Origin of the sequence: Pseudomonas fungipugnans (genome assembly GCF_029955235.1) — a bacterium.
GTDB lineage: Bacteria > Pseudomonadota > Gammaproteobacteria > Pseudomonadales > Pseudomonadaceae > Aquipseudomonas > Aquipseudomonas fungipugnans.
Map to the genome: position 1 here is coordinate 2,975,736 of NZ_JARBWL010000002.1, position 12,600 is coordinate 2,988,335.

Annotated in this window: 7 protein-coding genes; 5 read left to right on the plus strand and 2 right to left on the minus strand. The window is 60.1% G+C overall.

Features of this window, described 5'->3' with window-relative positions; translation table 11 throughout:
* The 5 genes from POF45_RS29050 (at window position 1) to POF45_RS29070 (ending at window position 9,652) form a co-directional block, all read left to right on the plus strand.
* Window positions 1-261, plus strand: coding sequence for a YeaC family protein (locus tag POF45_RS29050; protein WP_259502600.1), 261 nt, complete (start codon window positions 1-3; stop codon window positions 259-261).
* Complete coding sequence (locus POF45_RS29055; protein WP_259502601.1) at window positions 258-1,088, plus strand: DUF2797 domain-containing protein; 831 nt, start codon at window positions 258-260, stop codon at window positions 1,086-1,088. Before POF45_RS29050 ends, POF45_RS29055 begins: the two co-directional genes overlap by 4 nt.
* Before the next feature lie 10 nt (window positions 1,089-1,098).
* On the plus strand, window positions 1,099-3,756 hold the full coding sequence (gene pepN, locus POF45_RS29060; RefSeq protein WP_259502602.1) for an aminopeptidase N: 2,658 nt from the start codon (window positions 1,099-1,101) through the stop codon (window positions 3,754-3,756).
* Between the two features lie 2,428 nt (window positions 3,757-6,184).
* Window positions 6,185-7,237 (plus strand): WD40/YVTN/BNR-like repeat-containing protein, encoded by a 1,053-nt coding sequence (locus POF45_RS29065; protein WP_282317357.1) that lies wholly within the window; start codon window positions 6,185-6,187, stop codon window positions 7,235-7,237.
* Between the two features lie 39 nt (window positions 7,238-7,276).
* Window positions 7,277-9,652, plus strand: coding sequence for an efflux RND transporter permease subunit (locus tag POF45_RS29070; protein WP_409077933.1), 2,376 nt, complete (start codon window positions 7,277-7,279; stop codon window positions 9,650-9,652).
* 102 nt (window positions 9,653-9,754) lie between these two features.
* On the opposite strand, the gene POF45_RS29075 is transcribed toward POF45_RS29070, so the two are convergent.
* Window positions 9,755-10,483 (minus strand): FadR/GntR family transcriptional regulator, encoded by a 729-nt coding sequence (locus tag POF45_RS29075; RefSeq protein WP_259502606.1) that lies wholly within the window; start codon window positions 10,481-10,483, stop codon window positions 9,755-9,757.
* 188 nt (window positions 10,484-10,671) lie between these two features.
* The gene (locus tag POF45_RS29080; RefSeq protein WP_259502607.1) at window positions 10,672-12,408 is read right to left on the minus strand and encodes an IlvD/Edd family dehydratase; all 1,737 of its coding nucleotides are present in this window, start codon (window positions 12,406-12,408) and stop codon (window positions 10,672-10,674) included.
* Window positions 12,409-12,600: the final 192 nt, after the last annotated feature.

Sequence of the window (12,600 nt, forward strand, 5' to 3'; positions counted from 1 at the left end):
ATGTCCTCTTTTAGCGAAATGATCAAAAACATCACCCCCGATATCTACGAGAGCCTGAAACTGGCAGTGGAAATCGGCAAATGGTCCGACGGTGGCAAACTCACCGCCGAGCAGCGTGAATTGTCGCTGCAAGCGATGATCGCCTGGGAAATCCAGAACCTGCCCGAGGAAGAACGCACCGGCTACATGGGCCCGCAGGAGTGCAGCTCCAAGTCGGCGCCTGTGCCCAATATCCTGTTCAAGTCGGATGCCATCCATTGATCGAGATTGGCCGCGGTGCAATCAGCAAAATGTCGGCGCGCCTGGACGGGCCGAACGTGCAGTACGCGTTTCGTCTGGACGACGTCGAGGTACCGGTCAATCCGTTGATCGGCACGACGATTCGTCTGGAATACCTGGGGGCGATCCATTGCACCCATTGCGGGCGCAAGACCAAGACCAGTTTCAGCCAGGGTTATTGCTACCCGTGCATGACCAAGCTGGCGCAGTGCGACCTGTGCATCATGAGCCCGGAACGCTGCCACTACGACGCTGGCACCTGCCGTGATCCAGCGTGGGGCGAGCAGTTCTGCATGACCGACCACGTGGTGTACCTGGCCAACTCGTCAGGGATCAAGGTCGGCATCACGCGCGCCACCCAATTGCCGACCCGCTGGCTCGACCAGGGTGCGAGCCAGGCGCTGCCAATCATGCGCGTTGCCACCCGTCAGCAGTCGGGGTTCGTCGAAGACCTGTTTCGCAGTCAAGTGGCGGACAAAACCAACTGGCGTGCTTTACTCAAGGGCGACGCGGTGTCGGTGAATCTGGCCGAGGTTCGCGATCAACTGTTCGACAGCTGCGCCGAAGGCCTGCAAGGGTTGCAGGAACGATTCGGCCTACAGGCCATCCAGACGATTGCCGATGTCGAACCGCTCGAAATCCGCTATCCGGTCGAGCAATACCCGGCCAAGATCGTCAGCTTCAACCTGGACAAGAACCCGATTGCCGAAGGCACGCTACTGGGGATCAAAGGCCAATACCTGATCTTCGACACCGGCGTGATCAATATTCGTAAATACACGGCTTACCAGCTCGCCGTGCATCAGTAAGGACTCCAGCATGCGCACCGAACAACCGAAGATGATTTACCTGAAGGACTATCAGGCGCCCGAGTACCTGATCGACGAGACGCACCTGACCTTCGAGTTGTTCGAGGACCACAGCCTGGTCCATGCGCAACTGGTGATGCGCCGCAACCCCGAGCGTGGCCCCGGTTTGCCACCGCTGGTACTGGACGGCCAGCAACTGGAGTTGCTGTCGGTCACGCTGGCCGATAACGAGTTGAGCGCCGCTGACTATCAGTTGACCGAGAACCACCTGACCCTGCACCCGACCAGCACCAGCTTCACGGTCGACACCAGCGTCAGGATCCACCCGCAAACAAATACCGCGCTGGAAGGCCTGTACAAATCCGGCACGATGTTCTGCACCCAGTGCGAGGCCGAGGGCTTTCGCAAGATCACCTATTACCTCGACCGCCCGGACGTGATGAGCACGTTCACCACCACCGTGGTCGCCGAGCAGCACAGCTACCCGATCCTGCTTTCCAACGGTAACCCGATTGCTTCGGGCCCCGGTGAAGACGGCCGGCACTGGGCGACCTGGGAAGACCCGTTCAAGAAACCGGCGTACCTGTTTGCGCTGGTGGCCGGTGACCTGTGGTGCGTCGAAGACACGTTCACCACCATGACCGAGCGCTGCGTGGCGCTGCGCATCTACGTCGAGCCGGAAAACATCGACAAGTGCCAGCACGCGATGAACAGCCTGAAGAAGTCGATGCGCTGGGACGAAGAAGTCTATGGCCGTGAATACGACCTGGACATCTTCATGATCGTGGCTGTCAACGACTTCAACATGGGCGCCATGGAGAACAAGGGCCTCAACATCTTCAACTCCAGCGCCGTGCTGGCCCGCGCCGAAACCGCCACCGACGCTGCGCACCAGCGGGTCGAGGCCATCGTCGCCCACGAGTACTTCCACAACTGGTCGGGCAACCGTGTGACCTGCCGCGACTGGTTCCAGTTGTCGCTCAAGGAAGGCTTCACCGTGTTCCGTGACTCCGGCTTCTCCGCCGACATGAACTCGGCGACGGTCAAACGTATCCAGGACGTGGCGTACCTGCGCACCCACCAGTTTGCCGAAGACGCAGGTCCCATGGCCCACGCCGTGCGCCCGGACAGCTTCATCGAGATTTCCAACTTCTACACCCTGACCGTGTACGAAAAGGGCTCGGAAGTGGTCGGCATGATCCACACTTTGCTCGGTGCTGAGGGCTTTCGCAAAGGCAGCGACCTGTACTTCGACCGCCACGACGGCCAGGCCGTGACCTGCGACGACTTCATCAAGGCCATGGAAGACGCCAACGGTGTCGACCTGACGCAGTTCAAGCGCTGGTACAGCCAGGCCGGCACGCCACGGCTGGCGGTGAGCGAGTCCTATGACGCAACCGCAAAAACCTACAGCCTGACCTTCCGTCAGAGCTGTCCGGAAACGCCGGACAAGGTTGAAAAACGGCCGTTCTTGATTCCGGTGGAGCTTGGCCTGCTCGATTCCAAGGGCGCGGCGATTGCCTTGCGCCTGTCCGGTGAAACCGTTGCGCAGGGCACTTCGCGAGTGATATCGGTAACTGAAGCCGAGCAGACTTTTGTATTCGCCGACATCACTGAACAGCCACTGCCGTCCTTGCTGCGTGGTTTCTCGGCGCCGGTGAAACTGAGCTTCCCGTACAGCCGCGATCAATTGATGTTCCTGATGCAGCATGACAGCGACGGCTTCAACCGCTGGGATGCCGGCCAGCAACTGTCGGTGCTGGTGCTGCAAGAACTGATTGCCCAGCAGCAGAAAGGCGAGAAGCTGGTGCTGGATCAGCGGCTGATTTCGGCTCTGCGCACAGTGCTGTCCGACGACACGCTGGATCAGGCCATGGTCGCGGAAATGCTCTCGCTGCCGGGTGAGGCGTATCTGACCGAAATCAGCGAAGTGGCTGACGTTGACGCGATTCACATTGCTCGCGAGTTTGCCCGCAAACAACTGGCTGAAGGTTTGTTCGAGGCGCTGTGGCTGCGTTATCAGGCCAATCGCGATCTGTCGAAGAAAACCCCGTATGTGGCCGAAGCCGAGCATTTCGCGCGTCGCGCGTTGCAGAACATTGCGCTGTCGTACCTGATGCTCAGTGGCAAGGCTGAAGTGTTGGCGGCGACGCTGGAGCAGTTCGAGACCAGCGACAACATGACCGAGCGCCTGACGGCCCTGGCGGTGCTGGTGAATTCACCGTTCGAAGAGGACAAGGCCAAGGCTCTGGGCAGTTTCGCCGAGCACTTCAAGGATAATCCGCTGGTCATGGATCAGTGGTTCAGTGTGCAGGCGGGCAGCACCTTGCCGGGTGGTTTGGCGCGGGTTCGTCAGTTGATGGAGCATCCGGCGTTCAACATCAAGAATCCGAACAAGGTGCGGGCGCTGGTCGGTGCGTTTGCCGGGCAGAACCTGATCAACTTCCATGCGGCCGACGGTTCCGGGTATCGCTTCCTGGCGGATCTGGTGATTGAGCTGAACGGGTTCAATCCGCAGATTGCTTCTCGGCAGTTGGCGCCGCTGACGCGCTGGCGCAAATACGACAGCGCTCGTCAGGCGTTGATGAAGGGTGAGCTGGAGCGGATTCGTGCTTCGGGTCAGTTGTCGAGTGATGTGTTTGAGGTGGTCAGCAAGAGCCTGGCCTGAGGTTGGCCTTGCTCCTTCAGGTTAATCCTGTGGGAGCTGGCTTGCTCGCGAAGGCGGCCTGATAGCCGGCCTGTCTCTTGCTGGTGTACACCGGTGGGAGCTGGCTTGCCTGCGATGGCGGCCTTCGGGCCGACCATGTTCTTGGGTTTTTTTGTGTATATCCGTTGCTGCGGTAACGGCGGCTTGGGGTTTCGCCCTTACGGCGAGTCCCTTTTGTCAAACGCCACAAAAGGAACCAAAAAGTCTCGCCCCGAGCGTACGGCACCTCGCCTGGGCTCGGTGTTCCCTCGCTCCGGTATTCATCTGGGGGCATCGCCTACGGTCTGCTTCGCGACGACCTCCTCTCGATGTGTGCGGCTGCGCCGCACGGCGCTACGCGCCCACCCCCAGATAAACACCTCCACTCGGCCTCCCGAAGGGGCGGGTAGATCAAGAGCTGCAGGCGAGCTAACGCTCGGCCTGTTGAGTGGTGAAGGGCAGGGTGTACGCCGATCTGTTTTTGTTTTTGTTTTTCTGTGGGAGCGAGCCTGCTCGCGAAGGCGGCCTGACAGCCGACCAATATCTCCCTGATGCACCCAGTCCAAACTGTGGGAGCTGGCTCGCCTGCGAAGACGGCCTGACAGCCGACCAATATCTCCCTGATGCACCCAGTCCAAACTGCGGGAGCTGGCTTGCCTGCGATGGCGGCCCGACAGCCACCCAACCCCTTCCCGATGCACCCGGTCCAAACTGTGGGAGCTGGCTTGCCTGCGAAGGCGGCCTGCCAGCCGACCAATCTCTCCCTGATGCACCCAGTCCAACTGTGGGAGCTGGCTCGCCTGCGAAGACGGCCTGACAGCCGACCAATCTCTCCCTGATGCACTCAGTCCAACTGTGGGAGCTGGCTTGCCTGCGAAGGCGGCCTGACAGCCGACCAATCTCCCCCGGATGCACCCGATCCAAACTGTGGGAGCTGGCTTGCCTGCGAAGGCGGCCCGACAGCCACCCAACCCCTCCCTAATGTACCCGGTCCAAACTGCGGGAGCTGGCTTGCCTGCGATGGCGGCCCGACAGCCACCCAACCCCTTCCCGATGCACCCGGTCCAAACTGTGGGAGCTGGCTTGCCTGCGATGACGGCCTGCCAGCCATCCAACCCCTCCCGAATGTACTCGATCCAATTGTGGGAGCGAGCCCGCTCGCGAAGATGGCAGCACATCCAGCATCAATGTGCCTGACCCATCGCAATCGCGAGCAGGCTCGCTCCCACAGGAGGCCAGCCGACCAATCCCTTGCGAATGTACTCGCCCCGGAGCTGCCGAAGGCTGCGATCTTTTGATCTGGCTGTGGCTGTGGCTGTGGCTGTGGCTGTGGTTGTGGCTTTTGCTGTTGGCTTGTGATCTTGATCCTGCTTTTGATCTCTCGCCCCTTCGGCAGGCCGAGCGTAGGTGTTCATCAGGGGGTTAGGCGCGAAGCGCCGTGCGGCGAAGCCGCACACATCGAGAGGAGGTCGTCGCGAAGCAGACCGTAGGCGATGCCCCCTGATGGACACCGTAGCGAGGGAACACCGAGCCCAGGCGAGGTGCCGTACGCCGGGGCGAAGCCTTTTGCTTACTTTTCGGCGTCTGGAAAAGTGAGTCGCTGTAAGAGCGAAACCATATGAAGCCGTTACCGCAGCAATGGATACACACCCAAACCCTTTTGCTTACTTCCCGCTGGGCCGGCATTCCGGCGTCTGGAAAGCGAGTCGCTGTAAGAGCGAAACCATATGAAGCCGTTACCGCAGCAATGGATGCACACCCCAACCCTTTTGCTTACTTCCCGCTGGGCCGGCATTCCGGCGTCTGGAAAAGTGAGTCGCTGTAAGAGCGAAACCATATGAAGCCGTTACCGCAGCAATGGACACACACCCAAACCCTTTTGCTTACTTCCCGCTGGGCCGGCATTCCGGCGTCTGGAAAAGCGAGTCGCTGTAAGAGCGAAACCATATGAAGCCGTTACCGCAGCAATGGACACACACCCAAACCCTTTTGCTTACTTCCCGCTGGGCCGGCATTCCGGCGTTTGGAAAAGCGAGTCGCTGTAAGAGCGAAACCATATGAAGCCGTTACCGCAGCAATGGATACAGACCCAAACCCTTTTGGCTTACTTCCCGCTGGGCCGGCATTCCGGCGTCTGGAAAAGTGAGTCGCTGTAAGAGCGAAACCATAAGCGGCCGTTACCGCAAAAATGGATATGTACACAAATCCCAACCCCACCCCCCATGGTTAACAAAAGATAACGCTCCATCGATTGTCAGACGATTCGAAACCCCGATAGGATAAGTCAGCTACCGAAGGGGCTCTGGATTGCGGGTTTCAGGACTATGCTCCTGACCCGTCAGTTACCACGAGTACCCGAACGGCGCCCTGAAAGGTTGAACGACCTAACAATAATAATGGGGGAAGGTCTATGAGTGAGCCTGTCATGGGTATGGGCCGTTGCCGCCCGCCGGCACTGCGCACATTTGCGTTGCTGGCTACAGCGCTCTCGCTGTTGGGCTGTGCCGTATTGTCGGCGCCGGTACTGGCCGCTGATGCGCCAGCGACCGAGGGGGTGTATGCCGTCGCATCCGCCATGGCGGTCAAAAGCCTGATGCTCGATGTTGTCCACGCCGGTCCCCGGTTAGTGGCGGTCGGGGATCGCGGGCATATCCTGTACTCCGATGATCAGGGCACGACCTGGACCCAGGCGAAAGTGCCGACCCGCCAGCTGCTGACAGCCGTGTATTTCGCCGACGACAAACACGGCTGGGCCGTCGGCCATGACGCGCAAATCCTCGCCAGCGAGGACGGCGGCGCCACCTGGACCAAACAATTTGAAGATTTGAAACGTGAATCGCCGCTGCTCGATGTCTGGTTCAAGGACGTCAACAGCGGCTTTGCCGTGGGCGCTTACGGGTCGCTGATGGCAACCACCGACGGTGGCAAGCACTGGGATGATGTCAGTGCTCGCCTCGACAACGCGGATCAGTTCCACCTCAACGCCATCGGGGCGGTCAAGGATGCCGGGCTGTTTATCGTTGGCGAGCAGGGCAGCATGTTCCGCTCGGCCGACTGGGGACAGACCTGGGAAAAACTTCAGGGCCCCTATGAAGGCTCGCTGTTTGGCGTGATCGGCACCGGTCAGCCCAACACGCTGCTGGCCTATGGGCTGCGCGCCAATCTCTACCGTTCCACGGATTTCGGCAGCACCTGGCAGCAGGTGGCACTCAAGGCTGCGCGCGGTGCGCTGGAGTTTGGCCTGTCTGGCGCGACGTTGCTCGACGACGGCACCATCGTGATTGTCGGCAACGGCGGTTCGGTGATCCGCAGTAACGATCACGGTGAAACGTTCAGCATATTCAACCGCCCGGACCGGATTTCCGTGTCGGGGGTCACTGCTGCCGGCAACGGCAATCTGATTCTGGCAGGACAGGGCGGCGTTCGCGCCACTTCGCCAACCGGCGCCGATCTCGGCAAATAAGCCCGGCTACATAATAAGAAGGGCGGAGAAATGACATCCATGAGCAGCCACCACCAAGACAAGGCGACGTTCCTTGAGCGCCTGATTTTCAACAACCGCCCGGCAGTGATCTTCATCTGTCTGGTGGTCAGCATTTTCCTGTTCTGGCAGGCGACGCTGATTCGGCCGTCCACCAGTTTTGAAAAAATGATCCCGCTCAAGCATCCATTCATTGAAAAAATGATGGAACACCGTAATGACCTGGCGAACCTGGGCAATACGGTGCGGATCTCGGTGGAGGCCACCGACGGCGATATCTTCTCCAAGGAATACATGGAGACCCTGCGAGAGATCAACGACGAGGTGTTCTACATTTCCGGCGTCGACCGTTCCGGCCTCAAGTCGCTATGGAGCCCGAGCGTGCGCTGGACCGAAGTGACGGAGGAGGGCTTTGCTGGCGGTGAAGTCATCCCGCAGAGCTATGACGGCTCGCCTGAAAGCCTTGATCAACTGCGTAACAACGTGCTCAAGTCCGGCCAGGTCGGGCGGCTGGTATCCAACGACTTCAAGTCGAGCATCGTCGATATTCCACTGCTGGAGTCCTACCCGGATCCGCAGGACCAGGGCAAGTTGCTGGCCCTGGACTATCGCAAGTTCTCCCACGATCTTGAAGACAAGATCCGCGACAAGTTCGAAAAACAAAACCCCAACGTGAAGATCCACATCGTCGGTTTCGCCAAGAAAGTCGGCGACCTGATTGACGGTCTGGTGATGGTGGTGATGTTCTTCGGCATCGCCTTCGTCATCACCCTGATTCTGCTGTACTGGTTTACCAACTGCATGCGCAGCACCGTGGCGGTGTTGAGTACAACGCTGGTGGCGGTGGTCTGGCAACTGGGGTTGATGCATGCCTTCGGCTTCGGGCTTGATCCCTACTCGATGCTGGTGCCGTTCCTGATCTTTGCCATCGGTATTTCCCACGGTGTGCAGAAAATCAACGGTATCGCCTTGCAGTCCAGCGAGGCGGATAACGCCTTGACCGCTGCGCGGCGTACTTTCCGGCAACTGTTCCTGCCGGGGATGATCGCGATTCTGGCGGACGCGGTGGGCTTCATCACGCTGCTGATCATCGACATCGGCGTGATTCGCGAACTGGCCATCGGCGCGTCCATTGGCGTGGCGGTGATTGTGTTCACCAACCTGATCCTGTTGCCGGTGGCGATTTCCTATGTCGGTATCAGCAAGCGCGCGGTCGAGCGCAGCAAAAAAGATGCGCACCGCGAACACCCGTTCTGGCGTCTGCTGTCGAACTTTGCCAGCCCGAAAGTCGCACCGGTTTCCATCGTGCTGGCATTGTTGGCCTTCGGCGGCGGCCTCTGGTACAGCCAGAACCTGAAAATCGGCGACCTCGACCAGGGCGCGCCGGAACTGCGTCCGGACTCGCGTTACAACAAAGACAACAACTTCATCATCAACAATTACTCCACCAGTTCCGACGTGCTGGTGGTGATGGTCAAGACCAAGGACGAAGGCTGTTCGCATTACGAAGCCATGGCGCCTATCGACGAGCTGATGTGGAAGATGCAGAACACCGAGGGCGTGCAGTCGGCGATCTCGCTGGTGACGGTGTCCAAGCAGATGATCAAGGGCATGAACGAGGGCAACCTGAAATGGGAAACCCTGTCGCGCAACCCGGACGTGCTGAACAACTCTATTGCCCGTGCCGATGGTCTGTACAACAACAGCTGCTCCCTGGCGCCGGTGCTGGTGTTCCTCAACGACCACAAGGCCGCCACCCTGGACCGCGCGGTGCATGCGGTGCAGGAATTCGCCAAGGAAAACAACAAGGACGGCCTGGAGTTCATCCTCGCTGCCGGTAACGCCGGGATCGAAGCGGCCACCAACGAGGTGATCAAGGAGTCGGAGCTGACCATCCTGATCCTGGTGTACATCTGCGTGGCGACCATGTGCCTGATCACCTTCCGCTCCTGGGCGGCGACTCTGTGCATCGTGCTGCCGCTGGTGCTGACCTCGGTGCTGGGCAACGCCCTGATGGCGTTCATGGGGATCGGTGTGAAAGTTGCGACCTTGCCGGTGGTGGCGCTGGGCGTGGGGATTGGCGTGGACTACGGTATCTACATCTACAGCCGTCTGGAGAGTTTCCTCAGGGCCGGCCTGCCGTTGCAGGAGGCGTACTATCAGACGCTGAAGTCCACCGGTAAAGCGGTGCTGTTCACGGGGCTGTGCCTGGCCATCGGTGTGTGCACCTGGATCTTCTCGGCGATCAAGTTCCAGGCCGACATGGGCCTGATGCTGACCTTCATGCTGCTCTGGAACATGTTCGGCGCGCTGTGGCTGCTGCCGGCGCTGGCGCGGTTCCTGATCAAACCGGAAAAACTGGCGGGGCAGAAGGGCAACTCACTGTTCGCTCACTGATCGATTGCACAAACAACAAAGCCGCAACCCAAGGGTTGCGGCTTTTTACATCTGCGGATCCACACAAAACACCCTGTGGGAGCGAGCCCGCACCCACAGGGTTCAGTGTTGGTTTGTAGGATCGCTGCCCAGTACCACATTCAACGCACTGCGCGCGTCATCTAGCTGCACCAGCGTCGCATGCCGCGCACCCAGTGCATCGCGATTCTCGATCGCCGTGAGAATCGCCTTGTGCCGTGGCAACGCCAGTTCATGCAGGTTCGGTCGCTGATTGGAGTGTTTCAGGGCTTCGGCAATCGCCACCGAGAGCATGTTGCACAGGTTGGCCAGCAAGTCGTTATGGGTCGCATCGGCAATCCGGCTGTGGAAATCCAGGTCCGGTTGCAGCAAGGCCTCCGGCGTCGGAGCCGCTTCCATGCGCTGATAGGCTTCGCCGATGGAGGCGATGTCCGCGTCGGTGGCGTATTGCGCGGCGAGGGCGGCGGCAGCGGGTTCGATGATGCTGCGCACGCTGGTCAGCAGGTCGAAAAACTCATTTTGCGGGCTGCTTTGCATCAGCCAGTGCAGCACATCCGGGTCGAGCATGTGCCAGTCCTTGCGTGGCTTGACCACCGTGCCGACCCGTGGCCGCGAATACACCAGCCCCTTGGCCACCAGCACGCGGGTGGCTTCGCGCAATACCGGACGGCTGACCGCGTACTCCTCGCATAACAGGGTTTCGGGTGGCAGTTTGTCGTCCGGCTTGAAGCGCCCGGAAACAATCTGCATGCCCAACTCCTGGACGATGCGCGAGTGCATGCTTTTGCGGTCGGAGGGTTTGCGGTAATCCATGGCGAACGGCGCGATCCTGTGCGGTGGGAGGTGATGCGCATGATAGCAGGCACGGTGCATGCTTGAGGCTGGCGTAGATCAAATGTGGGGGCGGGCTTGCTCGCGAAGACGGCGGCCCATTCACCGTTGATGTGTCAGACAGATCGCCTTCGCGAGCAGGCTCGCTCCCGCAAGGGAATATTATGGTGTCAGTGGGAGTGGCGCGGTACTTCAGCCCCTCGGCAACCCACCAAAAAGTCAAAGTCACACCCCTGATCCGCCTGCAGCACATGTTCGATGTACAACTGGCGATAGCCGCCCACCAACAGTTGTTGCGGCGGTTGCAGCTCGGCCATCCGCGCCGCCAGTTCCGCGTCCGGAATGTCCAGGTGCAGACGCCCGTTGGCGCAGTCCAGCTCGATCCAGTCGCCTTCCTTCACCACCGCCAACGGCCCGCCGGCTGCGGCTTCCGGTGCGACGTGCAGCACCACGGTGCCATACGCCGTGCCGCTCATGCGCGCATCGGAAATACGCACCATGTCGGTCACGCCCTCGGCCAGCAGTTTGGCCGGCAAGCCCATGTTGCCGACTTCGGCCATGCCCGGATAACCCTTGGGGCCGCAGTTTTTCATGACCAGAATCGAGTTGGCATCCACGTCCAGTTCCGGGTCGTTGATCCGCGCCTTGTACAGATCGAAGTTCTCGAACACCACCGCTCGCCCGCGATGCTGCATCAGCTCGGCGCTGGCGGCGGACGGCTTGAGCACGGCGCCCAGCGGCGCGAGGTTGCCGCGCAGTACGCAAATGCCACCGTCTGCACGGATCGGGTTATCGAGGGTGCGGATCACTTCGTCCTGGCCATAGATCGGCGCGTCTTTGGTGTTCTCGCCGAGGGTCTTGCCATTGACGGTCAGGGCGTTTGGATGGGGAATCAGATTGGCTTCGCCGAGGCGACGCAGCACCGCTGGCAAACCACCGGCGTAGTAGAACTCTTCCATCAGAAAACGCCCGGACGGTTGCAGGTCGACGATGGTCGGCATACCGCGCCCGATGCGGGTCCAGTCATCCAGGTCCAGCTCGACGCCAATGCGCCCGGCGATGGCTTTGAGGTGAATCACCGCGTTGGTCGAGCCACCGATGGCGGCGTTGACGCGGATCGCGTTTTCAAAGGCTTGTTTGGTGAGGATCTTCGACAGCTTCAGATCCTCGCGGACCATCTCCACCGCGCGCATGCCGGACATGTGCGCCAACACATAACGCCGCGAATCCACCGCCGGAATCGCCGCGTTGTGGGGCAGGGAAGTGCCCAGCGCTTCGGCCATGCAGGCCATCGTCGAGGCGGTGCCCATGGTGTTGCAGGTGCCGGCCGAGCGCGACATGCCGCCCTCGGCGGCGAGGAAATCATCGAGGGTGATCGTCCCTGCCTTCACTTGCTCGCTGAGTTGCCAGACCACCGTGCCCGAGCCGATGTCCTGTCCCTTATGCTTGCCATTGAGCATCGGCCCGCCTGTGACGACGATGGCCGGCACGTCGCAACTGGCCGCGCCCATCAGCAACGCCGGAGTGGTCTTGTCGCAGCCGGTCAGCAGCACCACGCCGTCAATCGGGTTGCCACGAATGGCCTCTTCAACGTCCATGCTCGCCAGGTTGCGGGTGAGCATGGCGGTAGGGCGCAGGTTCGATTCGCCATTGGAGAACACCGGGAACTCCACCGGGAAGCCCCCAGCCTCGATCACCCCGCGTTTGACGTGCTCGGCAATCTGGCGGAAATGCGCGTTGCACGGGGTCAGTTCCGACCAGGTGTTGCAGATGCCGATGATCGGTTTGCCATGGAACTGATGGTCGGCGATGCCCTGATTTTTCATCCAGCTGCGGTACATGAAGCCGTTCTTGTCGGCGGTGCCAAACCATTGGGCGGAGCGCAGCGTGGGCTTTTTATCAGACATGATCGATTCTCTTATTGTATGACTATATTGTGCCATCTGATGGCTAACATAAGCGCAAGCTGGCTTATTTGGAAGCCGTTGTCGCTTAATTAGTAATACTATATAGTCGATTTCAGCGGAGGGAAGGTCCTGGCGGTTTTCTGTGAGAGGCGTCCCCCGAGGTTCCATAAAAACAACAATCGGAGACCGAAC